General features: G+C 69.0%; 14 protein-coding genes. 4 read left to right on the plus strand and 10 right to left on the minus strand.

Annotated features, from left to right (window positions below; translation table 11 throughout):
* Positions 1 to 624 precede the first annotated feature (624 nt).
* A complete protein-coding gene (gene truD, locus ACTJKJ_RS14500; protein ID WP_440820895.1) occupies positions 625 to 1,668 on the minus strand; it encodes a tRNA pseudouridine(13) synthase TruD in 1,044 nt (347 codons plus the stop codon).
* 228 nt (positions 1,669 to 1,896) lie between these two features.
* On the opposite strand from truD, the gene ACTJKJ_RS14505 reads away from it, so the two are divergent.
* Complete coding sequence (locus ACTJKJ_RS14505) at positions 1,897 to 3,363, plus strand: RecQ family ATP-dependent DNA helicase (RefSeq protein ID WP_440820896.1); 1,467 nt, start codon at positions 1,897 to 1,899, stop codon at positions 3,361 to 3,363.
* 34 nt (positions 3,364 to 3,397) lie between these two features.
* Here the strand turns inward: ACTJKJ_RS14505 and ACTJKJ_RS14510 are convergent, their stop codons facing one another.
* The 5 genes from ACTJKJ_RS14510 to ACTJKJ_RS14530 all read right to left on the minus strand — a co-directional run bounded on the left by ACTJKJ_RS14510 (position 3,398) and on the right by ACTJKJ_RS14530 (position 9,588).
* The gene (locus tag ACTJKJ_RS14510) at positions 3,398 to 3,973 is read right to left on the minus strand and encodes a hypothetical protein (protein ID WP_440820897.1); all 576 of its coding nucleotides are present in this window, start codon (positions 3,971 to 3,973) and stop codon (positions 3,398 to 3,400) included.
* Between the two features lie 93 nt (positions 3,974 to 4,066).
* Complete coding sequence (locus tag ACTJKJ_RS14515; RefSeq protein ID WP_440820938.1) at positions 4,067 to 5,599, minus strand: FAD-dependent monooxygenase; 1,533 nt, start codon at positions 5,597 to 5,599, stop codon at positions 4,067 to 4,069.
* 218 nt (positions 5,600 to 5,817) lie between these two features.
* Positions 5,818 to 6,720 carry a hypothetical protein gene (locus tag ACTJKJ_RS14520; RefSeq protein ID WP_440820898.1) on the minus strand — a complete coding sequence of 301 codons (903 nt, stop codon included), beginning with the start codon at positions 6,718 to 6,720 and terminating at the stop codon, positions 5,818 to 5,820.
* A 74-nt stretch (positions 6,721 to 6,794) separates the two neighbouring features.
* Positions 6,795 to 8,987: a phosphocholine-specific phospholipase C gene (locus tag ACTJKJ_RS14525; RefSeq protein ID WP_440820899.1), complete on the minus strand. Its 2,193-nt coding sequence runs from the start codon at positions 8,985 to 8,987 to the stop codon at positions 6,795 to 6,797.
* Between the two features lie 10 nt (positions 8,988 to 8,997).
* On the minus strand, positions 8,998 to 9,588 hold the full coding sequence (locus tag ACTJKJ_RS14530; RefSeq protein ID WP_440820900.1) for a PEP-CTERM sorting domain-containing protein: 591 nt from the start codon (positions 9,586 to 9,588) through the stop codon (positions 8,998 to 9,000).
* 464 nt (positions 9,589 to 10,052) lie between these two features.
* Here ACTJKJ_RS14530 and ACTJKJ_RS14535 point away from each other — a divergent pair, with 464 nt between their 5' ends.
* Positions 10,053 to 10,580, plus strand: coding sequence for a hypothetical protein (locus ACTJKJ_RS14535; protein ID WP_440820901.1), 528 nt, complete (start codon positions 10,053 to 10,055; stop codon positions 10,578 to 10,580).
* 436 nt (positions 10,581 to 11,016) lie between these two features.
* Here ACTJKJ_RS14535 and ACTJKJ_RS14540 read toward each other — a convergent pair whose 3' ends face one another.
* The 4 genes from ACTJKJ_RS14540 to ACTJKJ_RS14555 form a co-directional block, all read right to left on the minus strand.
* A complete protein-coding gene (locus tag ACTJKJ_RS14540; protein ID WP_440820902.1) occupies positions 11,017 to 13,059 on the minus strand; it encodes an acetoacetate--CoA ligase in 2,043 nt (680 codons plus the stop codon).
* Between the two features lie 78 nt (positions 13,060 to 13,137).
* Complete coding sequence (locus tag ACTJKJ_RS14545) at positions 13,138 to 15,060, minus strand: ABC transporter substrate-binding protein (protein WP_440820903.1); 1,923 nt, start codon at positions 15,058 to 15,060, stop codon at positions 13,138 to 13,140.
* A gap of 20 nt (positions 15,061 to 15,080) precedes the next feature.
* A complete protein-coding gene (locus tag ACTJKJ_RS14550) occupies positions 15,081 to 16,973 on the minus strand; it encodes an ABC transporter substrate-binding protein (protein WP_440820904.1) in 1,893 nt (630 codons plus the stop codon).
* Between the two features lie 22 nt (positions 16,974 to 16,995).
* Positions 16,996 to 18,795 carry an ABC transporter substrate-binding protein gene (locus ACTJKJ_RS14555; RefSeq protein WP_183483893.1) on the minus strand — a complete coding sequence of 600 codons (1,800 nt, stop codon included), beginning with the start codon at positions 18,793 to 18,795 and terminating at the stop codon, positions 16,996 to 16,998.
* Positions 18,796 to 19,187: 392 nt separating this feature from the next.
* Between ACTJKJ_RS14555 and ACTJKJ_RS14560 the strand changes: the two genes are divergently transcribed.
* Positions 19,188 to 20,126: an ABC transporter permease gene (locus tag ACTJKJ_RS14560; RefSeq protein WP_091730516.1), complete on the plus strand. Its 939-nt coding sequence runs from the start codon at positions 19,188 to 19,190 to the stop codon at positions 20,124 to 20,126.
* Complete coding sequence (locus ACTJKJ_RS14565) at positions 20,123 to 21,175, plus strand: ABC transporter permease (RefSeq protein WP_343602101.1); 1,053 nt, start codon at positions 20,123 to 20,125, stop codon at positions 21,173 to 21,175. Before ACTJKJ_RS14560 ends, ACTJKJ_RS14565 begins: the two co-directional genes overlap by 4 nt.
* Positions 21,176 to 21,179 lie beyond the last annotated feature (4 nt).

The following is a 21,179-nucleotide window of genomic DNA, read 5'->3' on the forward strand; positions in this document are numbered from 1 at the left end:
GCCCCTCCCTCAAGACCCTGCAAGACCGTCTTCAGCCCAATAGCGCGCCTTGAATCCAGTCTGATGCGTGTGCCCGCGGTGGACGCGTCGCCCGATAAGCAGCAACCAAATGGACATTCAGAAGCACCTGAGATGCGCAAGAGTGCGACCAGGATAGCCGCCCCAGTTCACGTTGCACCAACCCTGCTTGACCAACGTCCAACTGGTGGAGACCCAGCCAGGCGGCCTGCCGGCGACGCCGGCGAACACCTAGGCCGCGCCGCCAGCGCGAAGAGCTGAATCACGCCGAACCCCACCCAAGGGTGCAGCGCAATCTGCGCGCGCGCTACCGGCGGAAGGACCTCGCGCTACGCCCGCCACTGATCGAGCGGAGCAGGTGCCAACTGCTTGCCGTGCAAGGCGACTGGACACTGCTTCAGCGGCGCCTCACTGAAGGGTTTCGATTGCCGCCGTGGGCATAGCGCGACGCACGCCGTGGCTCGGCGAGCAATACCATGAGTCTCCAGGTACGAGGCGCGGCACCACGGTGGTTCGAAAAGTTCAGAGATGAACCAACCGGTTTCGTAAAAGTTCAGAGATGAATGAGCACTCGGTTCAGAGTTGAAAAGTCAATGCTCCTGCAAGTCATTGATCTGGCTCCGGACCTAGTTCAGAGATGAACGGTTCTCGACACTCGCCCTCGGTATGCCGGTCCGGCTCCGAGGCGCGGAGGATTTCGCTCAGGACGGAGGTGGCGTAGTTGCCGGCGGGCAGCGAGAAGGTGAGCACCAGTTGATCGGCTTGCGGCCATTCCCACGACATCTCCGCCGGGCTCGCCACCAGGGCTCGGCGCTCCTGATCGAGGCCGGCGTGCTCCATGCCATCGCACAAGGTGGCGTGGCGCTCGGCCACGCCGTTCTCCAGGGCCTGCGCCTGGTCGGTGGTGCTGACGCGACCCCGTCCCCAGAGCGGTCCGGTGGGCCGTCCAGCCTCGTCCATCACGTCGCCGGGCAGGGTCTGGCCCCAGAGCCCCTGCTGGATGCGCAGCGCCAGCACTTCATTGAAGACGAAGGAGCGCACCGCCGACAGGTAGATGCCCTTCTTCTTCGGGTTGCGCACGCGGATCTCGCGCGCCAGCATGGCACGGCCCTGTTCGACGTTGCCGCCGTCGTGGCCGAAGCGCTGGGCGCCGAAGTAGTTGGGCACGCCCTGGGACGCCACGGCCTGGAGGTTGGCCTCGATGGCGTCGCGGTCGCCGGTCACCTCTCGCAGCACGATGCGGAAGCGGTTGCCCCGCAGATCGCCGGGGCGCAGCTTCTTCACGTGACGGCTCTGGCTCAGCACCTTGAATTCCGGATGTTGGAGCAGCGTCAGATCGGGCGCCTCGCCCTTGGGCAGATAGATGCTGAACCACTGGCGGGTGATGGCGTAGCGGTCCTTGAGGCCGGCATAACCGACGTCCCTGTCCTGCACGCCGACCGCCGCGGCCAACTGCTGGGCGACGAAGGCGGTGTTGGCGCCGTTCTTCTCGATGTCCAGCCAGAGGTGTTCGCCCTCACCGGAGGGCAGCTGCAGCGGCAGTTCGGTCACGATGAAGTCCTCGTTGAGGCGTTTCAGCGTGGCGCTGGCACCGGTGGCCGGATAAGCGTTGGGCCATGGCGGCAAGGTCGTGTATTGAGGGTCGGTCATGAGCGGTCTGGCGGCACCCGGCGTGAAGGAGGAAAGGCGGTCGAGCCGGCCCGGGGCCGTCGAGGCGGCGATTGTCCCTCGCTGTCCGAATGCCTCGGCGGCCGTCGACCCGGGCGCGCGGCTTGCTGAGGCCGGCTGCGCATCCTCCGCGTTCAATGTCCGTCCTCCATGCCGCGTCGTCGTCCTCCCTCGCAACGCACCCTCGAACGCCAGCTGCGCAGCTTTGGCTTGCGCACATGGCGGCCCGGCCAGCGCGAGGTCATCGACCGCCTGCTGCGCGGTCTGAACACGCTGGCGGTGATGCCCACCGGCGCAGGCAAGTCGCTGTGCTATCAACTGCCGGCGGCGCTGCTGCCGGGGCGCACGGTGGTCGTGTCGCCGCTGATCGCCTTGATGAAAGACCAGTGCGAACGACTTGGCGCGTTGGGCATCGCTTGCGCGCAGGTCCACAGCGGCCTGCCGGCCGCGGCGCTGTCGGAGCAGGAGGCCGCCGCGCTGGACGGCACCGCGCAGGTGGTGCTGCTCACGCCCGAGCGTCTGGAGGACAGCGACTGGGTCGCGCGCCTGGCCGAGCGGCCCACCGACCTGCTGGTCGTCGACGAGGCCCATTGCATTTCCGAATGGGGACACGACTTCCGCCCCGCCTTCCTGCGCCTGGGCGCCGCGCGCAAGGCGCTGGGCGCGCCGACGGTGCTGGCGCTGACCGCGACGGCCACCGGCGAGGTGATCGAAGACATCGCCCGTCAGCTCGACATCCCCGCCGCCGGCTGCCTGATCGGCGGCAGCTATCGCGCCAATCTGCATTACCGCGTCGAGCCTCTGGCCAACGAGGCGGACAAGCTGCGGCGCCTGATCGAGATCGTCGCGCAGTCACCAGAGAGCGATGCGATCGAGACTGCGGATGCCGGCCCCTCCACCATCGTCTACACCGCGACGGTGAAGTCAGCGCAGGCGGTCCACGAGGCGCTGCTCGCCGCGGGCGTGGCCTCGACGCTCTATCACGGCCGCCTGCGCGCGGCGGCGAGGCACGAGGCGCAGGATCGCTTCATGCGCGGCGAGGTCCGCGTGATGGTCGCGACCAATGCCTTTGGCCTGGGCATCGACAAGCCGGACATCCGTCGCATCGTCCATTACCAGTTGCCGGCGGGACTGGACGTCTATTACCAGGAGTCCGGCCGGGCCGGCCGCGACGGCGAACGCGCGGACTGCACGCTGCTGTTCGTGTCGGGCGACCGGTCGGTGCAGCAGTTCTTCCTGAATGGCCGCTACCCGGTGCCGGCGGACGCGCAGGCCCTGATCGAGGCGCTGCGCGAGACGCCGCCCGACGAAGCGGGATGGACGCTGGACGTGCTGCATCGACGTCTCCGGCGGCCGCTCACCAAGCTGCGCGCGCTGGCGGCGATGCTGGCGGAGGAGGGTTGGCTGTCGACCTCGGACGACAGCCTGCGGCTGGTCGATCCACCGCCGGGCGACGCCCAGGCCCTGCGCGCCTTGATGGGTCGTTATGAAGCGAAAGGCGAGCAGGACCGGCGGCGCCTGGAGCAGATGGTGTCGTATGCGCAGTCGGGGCGCTGCCGGTGGCGGGACATCCTGGAGGCGCTGGACGAGGCGGCGGTCTTCGATCGCTGCCACGGCTGCGACAGCTGCGAGCGGATGGATGCGCATGAGCGCGAGGTGACGGCCGCCTCCGCCTGACGAGCACCCGCCGTCGCGACCGGCCAAGGCCTTCTCAACGCCCGTCCAGGTAGGGCGCCTTCCACGCGTCGAACTGCGCCTGCCACTGCGCACGGGCGCGCTCGACCACCGGATCCGGGTCGGTGAGCGGGTCCAGCTGTGCGACCTCGCTGAGCCATTCGCGGTAGTCCTCGATCGCGTCGCTCGCGTAGTCGTCCCCGTCCTCTTCGTCCTCGTCGATGAAGAAGTAGGCGCTCTCGTGGTCGACATACGGCTCGACGTCCAGGCCGCTGAGTTGCAGCAACTCGCGCACGTTGCGCGCGATCACCCACTCGCCGCCTTCGTCGCCGAACACGACCACCGGCCACGCTGCCGGCTCGCTGCCGTCATCCGGATTCCACAGCGCGTAAAACGAGCCCGAGCCGTTGGCCACGCCGATGGCCACCAGCCGCTCCAGGAACGCGGGGTCGGTGGACCAGCCGGCCTCCAGGCCGCGCTTCTCATGGTCGGTGAGCCACAGGCTCTGCGTGTACTGCGTCTTGACGACGTTCTGGAAGCCGCCGAGGCGGATGAGGTCCTCGGGCACCGGGCGGCCCTGGAAAAGCGCGATGAACTGATGGAGATCGAGCATGACGGCCCTTCAACATGGATTCAGCGGGCGACGATAACCAATCGCCGAGGGCCGTCGGCATGACCTAGGTCGTAGTGCTGCCGGCCACCGGCATCAACCTCGCTCGACGGACGGCTCGCCAAACCACCGCCGAACAGCCTGCTCGATCTGCCCCTCCTGCTCCAAGCTGCTGGCCCACGCGACGACGCCGTCCGGACGCACGAGCATGGCGCGGATGCCGAGTTCCTCCTTCGCGCCGCTGGCGACATAGGCGATGCGGTCCTTCCAGCCTCGCGACCAATCGCGCAGCGGTGCCGCGGTGTCCATGTCCAACAGCAACCCCTTTCCCGTTTGCAGATGCGCCGCCAGCGTGGTTCCGTCATCCAGCGCAAGGTCCGGCGCGCTTCGGCCGGCCAACGGGCGGGCGTCGCCGAGGTCGTGGCGCAGCGTCGCGCCCCACACGCGTTCGGCGAAATACGTCGCCCCGTCGCGGGTCTCGATGAGGTCGCGCACGATCGCGGCCAGCGCTCGCGTCGCCGGGCTCGGCCGCATCAGCGCCACTTGCGCGCGCGAGCAGTCCAGCACCTGGGCGCCGACGGGATGCCGCTCGGCGGTGTAGCTGTCGAGCAGGCCTTCGGGGGCATCGCCGCGGATCGTCGCCGCCAGCTTCCATCCCAGGTTCATGGCATCGCCGATCCCGAGGTTGAGTCCCTGCCCGCCCAGCGGCGAATGAATGTGGGCCGCATCGCCGGCCAGCAGGATGCGACCGCGGCGATAACACGTGACGTGACGGGCGCGGTCCGTCCAGGTGGTGGCGAGGCGCAGCGCCGTGAGCCGGACGTCCGTGCCGCTGACGCGGCGCAGCACCGCCTGCACATGCTCGGCGGTGATCGGTGCGGTGCCGTGGAAATTCCCGCCATCGAAGTCGACCATCGCGATGACGCCGGGCGGCTGGTAGGTGTACATGCCGGTTGCCGTGTAGTGACGGCCCGGAGCGAGCGCCGCGCCATCGGCCAGTTCCACGTCCACGGAGTAGCCGGTGAACTCCGGCTCGGTGCCGGCGAACTCGAAGCCGGCGGCCTTGCGCACCCGGCTGCGACCGCCGTCGCAGCCCACCAGCCATCGCGTGTGCATCGCCTGGCCGTCGGCCCGCACGCAGACGCTGTCGTCCGACTGCGTCAGGTCCTCCACGCGCACCCCGCGATGGATCTCCACGCCCAGCGCCGTGGCGCGCGCCGCAAGCGCCGATTCGATACGGGCCATGGTGCTGGGCTGGCTCTCGCTGAACGGGCCTGGCAGGCGCCAGGGCCAGCGCGCGGTGTCGATCCTGTCGTGGAAGAACTGGATCCCCGCGAAGTGGCCACCAGGTCGTCGAGGTTGCTGCGCCCATGGCGGCGGCGGCACGGTATCGCCGCTGCCCGCGGTCCCGACAACGGCGTCGAGCAATCCGCGGCGGTGCAGCGCCTCGAGCGTGGGGATGGACAGGCCGCGGACGCCGAATGGCGGCTGCTTCAGCGGTGAATCGGGGCTGGTGGCCTGCTCGAGCACCAGCACCGAGCAACGGGCGAGCCGGAGCTCGCAGGCCAGCATCAGGCCGACAGGGCCTGCGCCAGCAATGATGACGTCGTGTGGGGGGATCGCGCGCATGGACGTTTCCTCTCTCGATGACCGTTCGGCCGGAGCGATTCTTCGTCTTGAGAACCCCACCGACGAACCCGGCGATGCAGGACTGCATCGGACGTTCGTCGTGGGGACCCATGCGCGGGCAGAGTCAGAGCTTCCGTGAGGAAGGACCTGGGCTTACCAGACCACATCTGCCTTTTTCGACGGGCGCAGTGTAGCGCCCCTCCCCGCATTCACCGCATTCAGGGCATCACCGTCCACCCGGACGGCGACCAGCGCAGCAGCACGTCCGTCAGCGGATTGGCGGACTTGCCCATGATCTCGCGCACCTGCGCGCGCAGCGCGTCGATCGTCGCGGCATCGTCGTCGCCGACGTAGAGCACCGTGTCATTGGACGGCGCGGCGACGATCAGCTTGCCCTTCTGCGCGTCAGCCAGCGGCTTCCAGTCGTCGATGAAGACCAGGCGGCTGGGTTGCGGCACCGGGCCGTCGAGCTTGCCCACCTCGCCGGCCGCCGCGGGCTTGGCGGTCTGCAGCACCTGCGGCATCGCGTCGTAGGTGTTCTTGCGCGCGGTCTCGCGCACTTGGTCCACCGACAGGTTCAAGGTCTTGTAGTCCTTCTCGCTGATCAGCCGCGAGGCGCGCAGCGTGTCGAAGACCGGCACCGTCACCAGCGGACCGACGAAGGGCCGCGGACGAAAGGTGGTCGCGTCGCCGCCGACCTCGCGCTGCGCCTGCTGCACCGACGCGGCCGTGCGCACCGCCAGCCGCAGCGTCTCGCGCGTGGCCGGGATGGTCGCCGCGCGGAAGGCCTGCGTCCGCGTCTTCACGAAGGCGTTGACGTCGTCGGCGCAATGGCTGCGGTTGCCCTGGCACGCCGCATAGAGCTTGTCGAGCGGCGTGCGCTCGCTGGCGATGCCCAGCGTCAGCGGCTCGCGGACGACCACGGTCGCATCGCCCAGCTGCTGGCGCAGTTGGCTCGCGACGTATTCGGTGAAGCCGGGCGCGTCCGGCGGCACGACCGTCGACTGGGCCTGGGCGCCCGTGGCCGCAACACCGAGCCATGCCAGCGCCGCGCAGGCGGCACGCAGGGCAACGGCGCGCCGGCCAAGGGCGCGGGAAGGACGAAGACGCATGACGGGCATGAGGACCTCCGTGTTTTCATGGGGAGGCCCGGGCTGGGCAAGAGGCGCTCCCGCGCTCCTGCCCCGCCGCTCGGTCAGACGCCCTGCACGCGGTACTGGTCCGCCTTCGCGAGGCCCTCCATCGCCGGATCGCTGACCGACGGCGCGCCGGTCTCGATGTGGCCGGCGAAACGGCGCAGGAAGTCGGGCTGGCCGCCGACCCGCACCGACACGTCGTACCAATGCGCGGTGACGGCGACGCCCAGGCGCAGCTCGCTGCGACTGCGCGCCGGCACGTTGACGCTGCGCGGCGCGCCCGTCTGGTACTTGTTGTGGGCGACGCTGAAGGTCGCCGCCACCGGACCGGTGTTGACCAGCGTCAGCACCAGTTCGCCGGTGGCCGGCGCGGCCTGGGCGATCACGTCCGGATTGGGCTGGCCGGCCGCCGCCGCGCGACGCGCGTTGCCGGCGATGTGGCGATGGAAACCGTTCGGGCCGAGGATCCACAGGTCGTAGGCGCCCGTCGCCTGCGGCACGAAGCTGCCGGTGAGCTGCTTGCCCGCCTCGACGGTGTAGCGGCGCGGGATCTCGTTTAGGCGCGTGCGGTCGTAGACGTGGAAGACCGCCGCCGCGGTGCCGGTGTTCTGGAAGGTGACCGCGATCATCGTGGCATTGGGGCCGGCGCCGGTGGTCAGCGCCGCGGTCGCCTGCAGGTCGTAGGGCAGCGGCCGCGCGGGGCGCACGCCGGCGTTCTGCGACGGCAGCTGCAGCGCGCCGGGCACCGGCGGCGTCGTCGTGCCGGGCAGCGCGCGGGCCCGGTTGGCGAGCGCCACGGTGCCGGGCAGCTTCGAGAAGAACTCGCTGTCCTCCGGATCGGCGAAGTTGAAGCACGAGGTCAGGTCGCCGGCGACCGCGCGACGCCACGCGCCGATGTTGGTCTCCTTGACGCCGAAGCGCGCCTCGATGAAGCGCAGCACCGAGGTGTGGTCCGACACCTGCGAGTTGACCCAGCCGCCCTTGCTCCACGGCGACACGATGTAGAGCGGCACGCGCGGGCCCATGCCGTAGGGACGGTGCAGGTAGGTCGGCGAGGCGCCGTTGAGGATCTCGCAGTACTCGCCGGTGGTGTCCACCGTCGACGCGCCCGCGAGCACCGCCTGCGCCGGGTTGGCGTTCCAGCTCACATAGGACGGCGCGGCCGGCGGTGGCATGTGGTCGAAGAAGCCGTCGTTCTCGTCGAAGTTGATGAACAGGACGGTCCTGGCCCACACGTCGGGATTGGCGGTGAGCGCGTCCAGCACCTTGGCGGTGTAGTCCGCGCCCTGCGCGGGGCTGGACGGACCGGGATGCTCGGAGCCCTCGGCGGTGGCCACGATCCACGACACCTGCGGCAGGCGGTCGTTGAGCACGTCCTCGCGCAGCAGGTCCAGGTCGCGGGTGGAGATGCCGCGGTCCTTCAGCACCTGCGAGTAGCCCGGGCGGTTGTACCAGCCGTCGCGGAACACCTTGAAGCCGGCCAGCGAGTTGTCGGTGAAGTTGTCCGCCATGTTCTGGTAGACCTGCCAGCTGATGCCGGCCGACTGCAGGCGCTCGGGGTAGGTGGTCCAGGTGTAGTCGTCCAGCGGGTTCGGGTTGAACCAGTCGTGGCTGTTGTCGGTGGACGGGCCGTTGCCCAGGCGCAGCGGGTCGTTGGTGCCGGTCCAGAGGAACAGCCGGTTGGTGTTGGTGCCGGTCTGCGTCGAGCAGTGGTACGCATCGCAGAGCGTGAACGCGTTGGCGAGGGCGAACTGGAACGGCAGATCCTGCGCCGTGAAGTGGCCCATCGAGTGGTTCTGCTTGGCCTTGGGCCAGTTGTTCATGCGGCCGTGGTCCCAGGCGGCCTGCGCGTCGGTCCACGAGTGCGGCGTGCCGCTGACGCGCATGAAGGCGAAGTTCTGCGCGGTGTTCAGGTGGAAGGGCGCGATCGCGCCGGGCGCGGCGTTGTTGGCGGTGGGCTGGACCCAGATCGAGCGGCCCTTGACGTTGGCCGAGTCGGCCACCGGCGCGGGGAAGGGATCGCCGAAGCCGCGCACGCCGTTGAGCGTGCCGAAGTAGTGGTCGAAGGAGCGGTTCTCCTGCGTCAGGATGACGATGTGCTCGACGTCCCGGAGAGTGCCGGTGCGCACGGCCGCGGGAATGGACAGCGCGCGGGCGATGGCCGGCGGGAAGCTGGTCATCGCGGCGGTGGCGCCGGCGGCCGTGGCGACCGCGCGGAGGAACTGGCGGCGGGGGGCTTGCTGCTGCGTCATGGCGGGCTCCTCAGGTGGCGGATTGGGATGCCTGGCGGCGGCGGATCACCAGCGCGGCGACGGCCAGGCCGGCCAGCGCGAGCGCGCCGGAGGCCGGCTCGGGGACGGCGGCGGCGAAGCTCAGGTCGTCCATGACGAAGAAGGCGGGGTCGTTGCTGCGGAACACCAGGCGGTCGACCAGGCCGGTGTAGCCGCTGGCCAGGAAGGCGGACGTCTCGCCCAGGTTCAGCGTCGACGTCGAGGCGACCAGCAGGCCGCTGCGGTACAGGTCGATCGCGACGTTGACGCCGTCGAAGCCGGCGAACCAGGCGCCCTGGAAGGTGCTGGGGGTCAGGAAGCCGATGGCGCTGGTGGCGCTGCTGCCGTCGAAGCCGAGCGTGGCGCGACGGTCGCCCGAATGCGGCGTGTACGGGGCTTGTTCGCCGGCGTACTGGAACCAGGAGCTGGCGGACCAGTCGAGGCCGGCGTAGTTGGCGGGGACGAAGCCATCGGTGGCGAGGTCGTCGAAGGTGACGACGGTGGCGGACGCGAACGAGGCGGCCAGGGCCAGCGTCAGCGGCAGGCAGACGCGGGCGAAGTGGCGGGCAAGGGGCTTGCGCATGGGGACTCCAGGGAGGTCGGCGGATGGGGATTGCCACCGCGGCGCGGCACGCACGGGCCCGACTGGAGGGTCAGGCCTTGACGGCGCAGGGGCGGTGGAACGCGGCGGATGTTCAGAGGCCGAGGTGACAGACCGGTGAACGGTCGATGTCATCGACAGGCTTGGCACTTGCCCCGGGCGGCGCTGTCGCCCGAAGCGGGGGCGCTTCCCCGAACCGACGCGCGGCTGTCATGTAACCCTGGGTGTTGCGCGTCTGCGAGCAAGGGTATCGACGGTGACGCGATGCATCGCCGGGCCACCTGTCGCGGGCCTGACGGACACCCCCATGATCAGGATGCGCAGGGGGACCCGCCTCCCTCGATCAGTTCCCCCATCGATCCCGCAATTCGGAGGAAAGACACGCGGCCGGCGGCTGCCGACACTGCAGGCCTTCGGGTCACGGGACCCGCACGAAGGAGCCGCTCATGAGCGCCAGGACCCGATACGCCTTCAACGATCCTCCTCAGGAACAAGCCATGAACATGACGAGCCCAACGACGCACAGCGGCGAGCGAGCAGCGCTCGCCCCCTCCGCCCACCAGGACCCCGCCGACTTCGAAGCGTTGGTCGATGCATTGCGGCACCCTCACCTGGTCTTCGGCGACGCGGCTGATCCCGATCTCGTCGCGAGGTGCGAACTCGCCGATTGGGAAGGATCCGCCGCTGCGTTGAAGCGCGTACTCCAACGAAGCGGACTGACAGCGGCGAACGCCCTTCAGCTGCTGCGCCTGGCCGGCGATTTCACCCGCCTCCACCACATCCGCCTTGACGGCGCGCCGTGGTTCTGCACCTTCGAAATGGACGATGACTGCTGGGTGCGGTACGACGTCCACACCTGCCTGGACTATGACCATGCCTCGATCTGGGACAGCCGATATGACGACCTCCTGACGAAACACAAGCTCGATCGCGAACGCTTCTATCTGCGCTTCCTCGACAGCGGCCCACGCTGAAACGCCCGAGGCTCAGGAGGACTCATGTTCCACAAGGCTCATGACTGGCTGCGTCTGGCGCGCGAACTGGCGCGCCATACCGATGAAGCAGCCCAACGATCGGCAATCAGCCGCGCCTACTACGCGGCCTATCACCGTTGTCTCGCTTGGGAGAAGCAGCTCCCCTCGCTGGGACAAGACGCTGGCTTGCATGGTGTACATGCGCGTCTCATCTCGCGGCTGCATCACCCCCACGGGGCCTGCAGTCGCCACCAGGCAAAGCGATCAAGGAACCTCGCTCGCCTGTTGCGGGAGCAACGGCAACGGAGGACGACGGCCGACTGTGAATGGGACGATCCCATATCGCCAACAGCAGTGGACAAGCAATTGAGGGCGGCAGCTCGCGTGCTGAGCGACTGCGACAGGTCGGCCGCCGGCCGCTCGCAACTGCAAGCACCTACTGCCGGCGCTCGGCGAAACGCTGGTACCAAGCCACCGCATCGGCATTCGCCATCGCATCGCGCTTCATGACCTGTTCGGCCGCGGCGCCGAGCAGCAGCTTCTTGATCGGCAGCTCCATCTTCTTGCCCGACAGCGTTCGCGGAATCGCGGTCACTTGGTGGATCTCGTCCGGCACATGTCGCGCCGACAGCGCCTTCTTGATCGACGCCCGCAGCCGCTGCTCCAGGTCCGCCTCCAGCGCCCCCCCATCCCGCAACTGCACGAACAGCAGCAGGCAGCTCGGCCGACCGAGGTACTCCAGGTCCACCACCAGGCTGTCCAGCACCTCCGGGTGCGCCTCCACGGCGCGATACAGCTCGGCCGTCCCCATGCGGATGCCATGCCGGTTGATCGTCGCGTCCGAGCGCCCGTAGATGATCCCGCCCCCCGACGGCGTGATCCGCAGCCAGTCGCCATGCCGCCAGATCCCCTCGCCGTTCGGGCCGCGGTACATGTCGAAGTAGCTCGACAGGTAGCGCTCGTTGTCCTGGTCGCCCCAGAAGTACAAGGGCATCGACGGCATCGGCCGCGTGCAGACCAGCTCGCCGACCTCGTCGATCAGGGCGCGGCCCTGGCCCTGCGCGTCGGCCTCCGAGAACGCATGCACCGCCGCGCCCAGACTCCGCACCTGCATCTGGCCACGCACCAGCGGCTCGGTGATCAGACCGGTCAGGAAGGCGCCGGCGAAGTCGGTGCCGCCGCTGATGATGCAGATCCAGATCGGCTGCCCGTCTGGCTTGGGGCAGTGCGCCCAGATCCAGTCGTAGCTCTCGTCCGCCAGTGGGCTGCCGGTGCTGCCGACCGCGCGCAGGCGGCTCAGGTCGCCATGGCGCAGGGGCTCGACGCCCGCCTTCAGGCAGCTCGCGTAGAACGCCGCCCCCGCGCCGAAGAAGGTCGCGCCCGACAGCGCCACGAAGCGCCACAGCGTGCGCCAGTCCGGCGCGTCCTTCGGGCCGGCGGGACTGCCGTCGAACAGGCAGATCGTCGTGCCGCCCATCAGCGCGCCGACCTGGCAGTTCCACATGATCCAGCCCGTCGAGCTGTACCAGTGGAAGCGGTCGCCGGTGTCCACCGTCGCACCGACGTTGTTGTGGATCGATCCCTTGAGCATCTCCAGCAGCACGCCGCCGTGCCCGTGCACGATGGGCTTGGGCAGGCCGGTCGTGCCGCTCGAGTAGACGATCCACAGCGGATGGTCGAAGGGCACCGGCTCGGGCGCGCGCGACACCGGATGGGCGACCAGGTCGTCCCAGCGATGCGCACGCCGCGCCGGGCGGCCCGCGCCGGCGTCCCGTGCCAGCGACGCGGGATCCGCCCGAGGGTCGAGGTTGGCCAGCAGCACGACATCGCCCACCGTGGGCAGCTCGTCGAGCAGCTGCGCCAGCATGCCCATGCGGTCGATCTCCTGGCCGGCGTAGCGCACGCCGTCGGCGGCGATCAGCACGCGGGGCTCGATCTGACGGAAACGGTCCAGCACCGCCACCGGTCCCATGTCCGGCGAGCACACCGACCAGACCGCGCCGAGGCTGGCCACCGCGAGGAAGGCCACCGCCGTCGCCGGCACGTTGGGCAGGTAGGCGACGACTCGATCGCCGCGGCGCACGCCAAGCTCGTGCAGCGCGGCCGCCAGCGCGCCGACCTGGCGCTGGAGCGCGGGCCAGCTCAGTTCGCCGAGTTCTCCCCGGGCCAGCATCGCCTCGTCGGCATGCACGATGGCCGGGTGGCCGGCGGCGTCGGCCGCGTCGACGTGGCGCAGCGCCTGTGCCGCGACATTCAGCATGGCGCCGCGGAACCACACCGCGCCCGGCATGCGCTCCTCGCAGAGCGCCGCTTCGAACGGCGTGGATGAGCGCAGGTCGAAGTGGTCCCAGATGCTGCGCCAGAACGCGTCCAGCTCCGTCACCGACCAGGCCCACAGCGAGGCGTAGTCATCGAAGACCAGGCCGCGCTGCTCGCGCAGGAAGCGGCGGTAGTGGTCGATCTGCGGCGTCGGGACCATGCGACTCTCCTTGTCGAGGTCGGGAAGGTAGCGCAGATCCGGTGGGGAGCGCGTCACGCGCGCGACCGGGAGTGAGAGTCAGCGCGGGGGCAGCTTCGCCGTGTCGATGTCGACGTAGGGCCAGAAGATCTGGTTGAAGTACGGCCGGCGGAAGCCGATCAGCCAGGGCTGGGCCAGGTCGTTGACGATCCGGTGCACGCGGAACTTCTGCGGCATGTAGGCGGTCAGCAGCTTCTGCGCATCGCGCAGCAGCGCGGCGCGCTCCGGGCCATCGGGCAGGACCATCATGCGGCGATAGATCTCGTCGTAGCGCGCCAGCTTGAAGCGGCCCAGGTTCTGCCCGCCCGAGGCCGGCCCGTACATCAGCTCCAGCCCGAGCTGCGCATCCGGCGTCGAGCTGTTGAAGCCCAGCTGCCAGATCATGAGCTGCCCGGCGCGCGCCGACTTCAGGTTTTCCGGCCACTGCGCGGTCCGGATGCGGATCTGCACGCCCAGCTTGTCCATGTCGCGCTTCCACAGCTCGTCGTAGGGCTTGGAGCGCGAGTCCGGCGAGGACGCGATCTCCAGCACCAGCGGGCGGCCGTCGGGCTGATCGCGCCAGCCGTCGCCGTCCTTGTCGACATAACCGTAGGTGTCGAGCAGCGCCTTCGCGCGCGCCAGGTCGAAGTCGCCGTTCTCGCTCTTGTAGTCGGGGTCGTAACCCCAGGTCATCGGCGCCACGACCGACTGCGCCGGCACCGCCTGGTGGCGGCGCGTGCGGGTGATCTCGGTGGCGATGTCCGTCGCCAGGCCGATCGCGCGCCGCAGCGCGACCTTGTCCGGCGTGTAGCCGCCGACCGTCGGGTCTTCCATGTTGAAGTAGTACATCGTGCGGTCGCTGGCCAGCACGCTGTAGAGCTGGATGCCCTGCTTCTGCAGGTTGGGCGCGATCCTGCCGTGCGGCGCGGCCACCTCCGCGTACTCCTCGGGCAGCAGGTAGAGCAGGTCGAACTCGCGGTTCAGGAAGGACAACCAGCGCGGCTGGCCCTCCTCGATGATGCTGATCTCGACCGCGTCGATCATCGGCAGCTTGCGGCCCTTGAAGCGCGCCAGCAGCGCCTGGCCCTCGGCATCGCCGGGATTGGGCTGGGCGTCGTAGAACACGTCGCGGTAGCCGGGGTTGCGCACTAAGCGGATCAGCGAGCTGCGCCGCCAGCGGTCCAGCATGAAGGGCCCGGTGCCCACCGGGTGCTCCATCGTCTTGCCGGCGTAGGCCTCGATGACCTCGCGCGCGACCGCGCCGTAGGTGTCGCCGCCGGCCAGGTTGTAGAGGAAGCGCGGACGCGGCTCGGCGAGCCGGAACTGCAGCGTGTAGCGGTCCAGCGCGCGCACGCCCTCGACCGGCCGGTCGTAGTCGAAGGGGCGCTTGCTCTTCAGCGCCTCGACCCGCAACTCCTCCAGCCCGAGGATCCCTTCCTGCTTGAAGGTCGAGTACAGCGGCGCCTTGGTCGCGGGGTCGTAGAAGCGCTTGAGGCTGTAGACGTAGTCCTCGGCGGTCAGCTCGCGGCGCCGACCCTTGAAGGCGGGGTCGTCGGCGAAGTAGATGCCGGGCCGCAGCCGGATCGTCCAGGTGCGGAAATCGTCGGACACCTCGGGCATCGCCGCGGCCGTGTTGGGCTTGAGCTTGAACGGCCGCGCCAGGTAGTCGTAGTTGTAGAGCGATTCGAAGATGTGGGCGGTGACGATGCGCGAGTACAGGTCGCTCAGCTGCGCCGGATCGAAGCCGGTCTCGGCCACCAGGAAGGCGTAGCGCAGCACCTTCTCCGGCTGTGCCGCGGGCGCCTGGACCGAGGGCGAGCCGCCCGCCGGCGGCGGGGACGCCGCGGCGCCGGCGCTCGTCGCGACGGCCAGCGAGGCCGCCATCAGCCCCAGCGTCCAGGCCCCGCGGCGCATGGCGCCGGTGATCCGATCGAGGAAGACGCCGTGCGGGACGGCATTCGGAGCGGGGCGGCGTGCGCGCATGGACGTCGGGACCTCGGAGGCTAGTGCTTGAACTTCGCGGCGGCGTCGGGATCGATGTCCACGTACTCCCACCAGTTCTGCCAGAACTGCGGCCGGCGGTAGCCGATCAGCTGCGGCTGGGCGATGTCGGTGATGAAGCGGTGGCCGCGGTACTTGTAGGGCATGTAGGCGGTGGCGTAGCGCTTGGTCTCGTCGAAGATCTTGAGCCGCTCCGGCCCGTCGGGCAGGTGCGAGGCCTCGTCGTAGAGCTTGTCGACGGCCGCCAGCCGGAAGCGCGCGTAGTTCTGCGCGCCGATCTGGCCGCTGTACATGCGCGCCAGCGAGTCCTGCCCATCGGGCTTGGCCGCCGAGGTCGCCAGCGACCAGATCTGGTAGCGGCCGGCCCGCAGGGCCTTGAGGTTCTCGGGCCACTTGGCCGGCTTGAACGCGATGCGCAGCCCCACCGCGTTGAGGTTCTTCTGGACGATCTCGTCGATCTGGCGCTGGAACTGCTCGGGCGTGGTCAGGCTTTCCAGCACCAGCGGCGTGCCGTCGGGCCGGTCGCGCCAGCCGTCGCCGTCCTTGTCGACATAGCCGTACAGGTCCAGCAGCGCCTTGGCGCGCGCCGGGTCGAAGCTGCTCATGTCGCTCTTGAACGCCGGGTCGTAGCCGGTCGTGCCCGGCATGTAGAGCGACTGGGCCGGGATCGCCTGCCCGCGGCGCACCAGGCGCAGTTCGCGCTCGACATCGATGGCCAGCGCGATCGCCCGGCGCAGCGCGATCTTGTCCGGCGTGTAGCCGCCCACCAGCGGGTCCTCCATGTTGAACACGGTGAACAGCACGTCCGAGGCCACGGTCCGGTAGGCATGCTTGCCCTGCTTCTCGAGGTTGGGCGCCAGCTTGCCGTTGGGCATCGCCTGGTTGATGAAGTCCTCCGGCGTGCGCTCGATGAAGTCGTACTCGCCATTGAGGAAGGACAGCCAGCGCGGCTGGTTCTCCTCGATGACGCCGATCTCGACGCGATCGATCATCGGCAGGCGGCGGCCCTTGAAGCGCGCCTTGAGCGCCTGGCCCTCGGCATCGTCCGGCGCGGGATCGACCTCCTGGTCGTAGAAGCGCTCGCGGTAATGCGGGTTGCGCTCCAGCACCATCAGCGAGCTGCGCCGCCACTGCTTGAGCACGAAGGGCCCCGTGCCCACCGGATGCGCCATCGAGTCGCCCGGATAGGCCTCGATCACCTCGCGCGCGACGGCGCCGTACAGGTCGCCCTGCGCGAAGACCTCCATCAGGCGCGGCCGCGTCTCCTTGGTCCTGAACTGCAGCGTGTAGCGGTCCAGCGCGCGCAGGCCCTCGATGGGCTTGTCGTAGTCGAAGGGCTTGCCGGACTTGCGGACCTGCGCGTGGTACTCGTTGAGTCCGAGCAGCTCGAGCTCCTCCACCTCGCTCCACGACGGCGAGGCCACGGCCGGATCGGCGAAGCGCTTGAAGGTGTAGACGTAGTCCTCGGCCGTCAGCTCCCGCCGCCTGCCCTTGAAGGCGGGATCGTCCGAGAAATAGATGCCCGGCCGCAGCTTGACCGTCCACAGCTTGTAGTCGTCGGCGCTCTCCGGCAGCGCGGCCGCGGTCAGCGGTTTCATCTTCGCGGGACGCGCCAGCTGGTCGTAGGTGTAGAGCCCCTCGAACATGTGGGGCGTGACCATGCGCGAATAGAGGTCGCTGACCTTGGCCGGATCGAAGCCGGTCTCGGCGACGCGGAAGGCGTAGCGCAGCACCTTCGGCGCCGAGGCCGGGGACGCCGCGGATGACGGGGACGGCGCGGGCGCGCTCGCGCCGTCCGCCGCCTGCGCGGCGCTCAGGCCGGCCAGCGCCAGCAGGGACGCGAGGACGGCCCCGCGCAGGTTCGAGGACAGGCGTCGGGCGCGGATCGTCGTCATGGCGGGGCGGTCGTCGAAGCGCTCAGGGCTTCTTGTTCACATGGGCCTTGGCCAGCGCGTCGGTGTCGATGTCGACGAAGGTGTAGAAGTCGCGCTGGTAGAGGTTCTTGTCGTAGCCCAGCACCCAGGGCTGGGTGATGTCGGTGTAGATGCGGTGCACCTCGACCTTGTAGGGCATGTAGGCCGTCAGCAGCCGCTGCGCGTCCTGCATCACCGCGACGCGCTCGGGACCATCCGCCATCGAATGCTGCTTGCGGTACAGCGCGTTGAACTCGGGCAGGTCGAAGCGGGCCTTGTTCGACTGCCCCTTGCTGCCGCCGTAGGCCAGGCCCAGGAAGTTCTCGCCGTCGGGGATATCGGCGCTCCAGCCCATGCCCCACATCTGCAGCTTGCCGGCGTTGGCGGCCTTCAGGTTCTCGGGCCACTTGGCGATCTTGAACTTGATGCGCACCTTCAGCGCATCCATGTCCTTCTGCCAGAGCTCGACGAGCTGGCGGTTGCGGCCATCGGGCTGGGTCGCGTATTCGAGCACCAGCGGGCTGCCGTCGGGCAGGTCGCGCCAGCCGTCGCCGTCCTTGTCGACGTAGCCATACAGGTCCAGCAGCGCCTTGGCGCGGGCCGGGTCGTACTGGCTCATCTCGGTCTTGAAGGCCTTGTCGTAGCCGGTCACGCCCGGCGAGATGATGCCCTGCGCCGGAATCGCCTGGCCCTTGCGGGGCAGCCGCACCTGGCGCTCGACGTCCACGCCCAGCGCGATCGCGCGGCGCAGCGCGATCTTCTCCGGCGTGTAGCCGCCGACGACCGGGTCCTCCATGTTGAAGTAGGACGCCGAGATGTCCGCGCGCTCGTAGCGGATCGCCCGCATGCCGTCCTTGGCGAGGTTGGGCGCGAGCTTGTTCTGCGGGATCGCCACCGGCGCGAAGTCCTCCGGCAGCTCGTCCATGAAGTCGAATTCCTTGCGCAGGAAGGCGAGCCAGCGTGGCTGGGATTCCTCGATCACCGAGATCTCGACCCGGTCCACCATCGGCAGCTTGCGGCCCTGCAGCTTCTTGACCGCCTCGACCAGCGCGGCCGGGCGGTCCGGGCCGACCTCCTCGTGATAGCGCACATCGCGGAAGTTGGGGTTCTTCTCCAGCACCATGCGCGAGGAGCGGCGCCACTCGGCCAGGCGCCAGGCGCCGGTGCCCACGGGGTGCTCCATGATGCGGTCGCCGTAGGCCTCGACGACCTCGCGCGCGACGATGCCCACCATCGGATCGGCGAAGTGGTACAGGAAGCGCGGATCGCTGTTGGCCACGCGGATCTCGACCGTGTAGCGGTCCAGCGCGCGCACGCCGTCGACGGGGCGCGCGTAGTCGAACGGCGTCTTGTTCTTCAGCGCCTCGGCGCGCACCTCGGACAGGCCCAGGATCTTCGCGCCCTCCAGGCGGTAGAGGTGGCCGCTCTTGTTGCGCGGGTCGTAGTGGCGCTTGACGGTGTAGACCAGGTCCTCGGCCACCAGCTCGCGCTTCTGGCCCTTGAACGCGGGATCGTCGGCGAAGTAGATGCCGGGCTTGATCTTGAAGACGAAGCGCTTGTGGTCATCGAAGACCTCGGGCAGCCCGTCGGTGATGTTGGGCTCGAGCCGGTAGGGCCGCCCCAGGAAGCTGTAGCGCAGCGGCGCGTCGAAGATCGCCGAGGTCACGTTGCGCGAGTACAGGTCGGTGACCTGCACCGGATCGAAACCGGTCTCCGCCACGCGGATCGCGTAGCGCAGCACCTTGGGCGCGGGGGTGGCGGCCTCGTCGGCGGCGCGGGCGGTCGACGGGATCACCGTGAACATCGCCAAGGCCGCGAGGGATGCCGAAAGTAAGAGCGCCTGGGATTGTGTCCCGGCCATGCCGCGTCGCATCTGGAAGCCGTCCTTGAATTCGAAAGCGCGCCAGTCTAGTGGGCGATGTCCGCGCCCGCCATGCCAACAACCCCGAGAGCGGGACCCGCCCCGTCGCCAGGGCGCACTGCGGATGGATGCGCCTGCTTCCACGAGCGTGCTTCATCAGTTTTCTTCGATGGATTCAGGGCAAATGCCGGTGCGGCGGTGAGAGGCGCTCACGTAGACTCGCGCGTGATTTTTCGACCCGCAGGCCCCGGCCGTCACAAGCGTCCGGGGTTTGTCTTTATCGGTCGCCGGACGCTCGCGCGATCCCGGCGGCGCTTGCTTGGAGTCCCGCGGTCATGGCGGCATATCTCATCAGGCGCCTGTGGCAAATGATTCCCACGCTGTTGGGCGTCGTGCTGCTGGTGTTCTTCCTCTTCAAATGGTTTGGCGGCGATCCCGCCGAAGTGCTGGGCGGCCTGAACGCCAGCCAGGACCAGATCGAAGCCATCCGGGAGCAGCTCGGCCTGAACAAGCCGGTGTGGGAACAGCTGCTGATCTTCCTGCAGCAGATCGTGACCTTCGACTGGGGCAAGAGCTGGGCGACCAACGAGTCGGTGGCCAACCTCTTCGCCACGCGCATGCCGGCCACGCTGACGGTGATGCTGCCGATCCTGGTGCTGGAGGTGATCCTGGCGATCCCCTTCGCGCTGGCCGTGGCCTACATGCGGGGCAGCCTGACCGACCGCGCGGTGATGATCCTGACCACGGTGGCGGTGTCGATCTCGCTGCTGGTCTACGTGATCGTGGCGCAGTACGTCTTCGCGTTCCGGCTGGGCTGGTTCCCGGTGCAGGGCTGGAGCGACTCGCTGTGGACCAACCTGACGACCTACGCGCCGCTGCCGGTGTTCGTCGCGGTGGCGGTGGCGCTGTCGCCGTACACGCGGCTGTACCGCACCTTCTTCCTCGACGAGATCGGCCACGAGTACGTCCGCACCGCGCGCGCCAAGGGCCTGACCGAGAAGACCATCCTGCTCAAGCATGTGCTGCGCAACGCGATGATCCCGATCATGACCAACATCTCGGTGGCGCTGCCCGGCGTGTTCGTCGGCTCCTTCCTGCTGGAGGTCTTCTTCTCGATCCCGGGCCTGGGCCGCGAGATCCTGCTGGCGGTCAACCGCAACGACTATCCGGTGATCCAGGCCTTCGCGATCTACATCGCGGCGCTGACGATGGTGGTGAACCTCGTCACCGACCTCCTCTACAAGCTGGTTGACCCCCGGGTGGTCCTCAAATGAGCGCAGTGCTGTCCAACCAGGCCGCGGTCGCGGCGCCGAAGCGCTCGCAGGGCGTGTGGGCCGCTTCGTGGCGGCGCCTGAAGTCCGACAAGGTCGGCGTGTTCTCGATGGTGGTGGTGGCGCTGTCGCTGCTGCTGGTGCTGGCCGCCGGCCTGGGCCTGGTGGCCCGCGACTGGCAGAAGGAGACCGGCGTGCCCAACGCGCCGCCGACCTTCATGGGCCCCGCGCCCGCCGAGGCGGCCGGCGCGATCGCCCAGCCCAAGGGGCCGAACGTCGACCTCAGCGACATCGACCCGCTCGCGCCCAAGTACGCCGAGTGGGCCGAACGGGCCAAGCAGTACAAGACCGACGAGGCGCCGCGCGCCCAGACGCTGGCCTTCGGCGCCGACCGGCTGGGCCGCGACGTGCTGGCCAAGGCGATCAAGGGCGCCGAGATCTCCATCATGGTGGGCGTGCTGGCGGCGCTGGTGGCCACCCTCATCGGCACGGTGCTGGGCGCGCTGTCGGGCTTCTACGGCGGCAAGGTCGGCGACTTCCTGGAGTGGGTCTACAACGTCTTCACGGCGATGCCCAACATCCTGCTGATCTTCGCGTTCGCCGTCGTCTTCGGCCGCGGCGTGCTGCCGGTGGTGATGATCCTGGGCTTGGCGGGCTGGACCGGCATCTACCGCCTGGTGCGCGCCGAGTTCATGAAGCATTCGGTGCGCGAGTACGTGCGCAGCGCCGAGGCCATCGGCGCGAGCAAGGCCTCGCGCATGTTCAAGCACATCCTGCCCAACGTGTCGCACGTGGCGCTGGTGCAGCTGTCGCTGCACGTCGTGGGCTTCATCAAGAGCGAGGTCATCCTGTCCTACCTGGGCCTTGGCGTGAGCGTGGACCAGGTGTCCTGGGGCACGATGCTGGCGGAAGCCCAGAGCGAGCTGATCCTGGGCTACTGGTGGCAGCTGGCCGCCGTGACCGGTTTCATGGCGGTGTTCGTCACCGCGTTCGCCCTCTTCACGGATGCGCTGCGCGACGCGCTCGATCCCAAACTGCGCGGTCTGGAGTAACGCC

It is taken from the genome of Roseateles sp. 22389 (assembly GCF_052044995.1).
Classification (GTDB): Bacteria; Pseudomonadota; Gammaproteobacteria; order Burkholderiales; family Burkholderiaceae_C; genus Roseateles.

What these genes read in the sequence shown, in the direction of transcription:
- truD (WP_440820895.1), bottom strand. Translation starts at nt 1,668, where the DNA reads ATGACCGACCCTCAATACACGACCTTGCCGCCATGGCCCAACGCTTAT.
- ACTJKJ_RS14510 (WP_440820897.1), bottom strand. Translation starts at nt 3,973, where the DNA reads ATGCTCGATCTCCATCAGTTCATCGCGCTTTTCCAGGGCCGCCCGGTG.
- ACTJKJ_RS14515 (WP_440820938.1), bottom strand. Translation starts at nt 5,599, where the DNA reads ATGCGCGCGATCCCCCCACACGACGTCATCATTGCTGGCGCAGGCCCT.
- ACTJKJ_RS14520 (WP_440820898.1), bottom strand. Translation starts at nt 6,720, where the DNA reads ATGCCCGTCATGCGTCTTCGTCCTTCCCGCGCCCTTGGCCGGCGCGCC.
- ACTJKJ_RS14525 (WP_440820899.1), bottom strand. Translation starts at nt 8,987, where the DNA reads ATGACGCAGCAGCAAGCCCCCCGCCGCCAGTTCCTCCGCGCGGTCGCC.
- ACTJKJ_RS14530 (WP_440820900.1), bottom strand. Translation starts at nt 9,588, where the DNA reads ATGCGCAAGCCCCTTGCCCGCCACTTCGCCCGCGTCTGCCTGCCGCTG.
- ACTJKJ_RS14535 (WP_440820901.1), top strand. Translation starts at nt 10,053, where the DNA reads ATGAGCGCCAGGACCCGATACGCCTTCAACGATCCTCCTCAGGAACAA.
- ACTJKJ_RS14540 (WP_440820902.1), bottom strand. Translation starts at nt 13,059, where the DNA reads ATGGTCCCGACGCCGCAGATCGACCACTACCGCCGCTTCCTGCGCGAG.
- ACTJKJ_RS14545 (WP_440820903.1), bottom strand. Translation starts at nt 15,060, where the DNA reads ATGCGCGCACGCCGCCCCGCTCCGAATGCCGTCCCGCACGGCGTCTTC.
- ACTJKJ_RS14550 (WP_440820904.1), bottom strand. Translation starts at nt 16,973, where the DNA reads ATGACGACGATCCGCGCCCGACGCCTGTCCTCGAACCTGCGCGGGGCC.
- ACTJKJ_RS14555 (WP_183483893.1), bottom strand. Translation starts at nt 18,795, where the DNA reads ATGTTCACGGTGATCCCGTCGACCGCCCGCGCCGCCGACGAGGCCGCC.
- ACTJKJ_RS14560 (WP_091730516.1), top strand. Translation starts at nt 19,188, where the DNA reads ATGGCGGCATATCTCATCAGGCGCCTGTGGCAAATGATTCCCACGCTG.
- ACTJKJ_RS14565 (WP_343602101.1), top strand. Translation starts at nt 20,123, where the DNA reads ATGAGCGCAGTGCTGTCCAACCAGGCCGCGGTCGCGGCGCCGAAGCGC.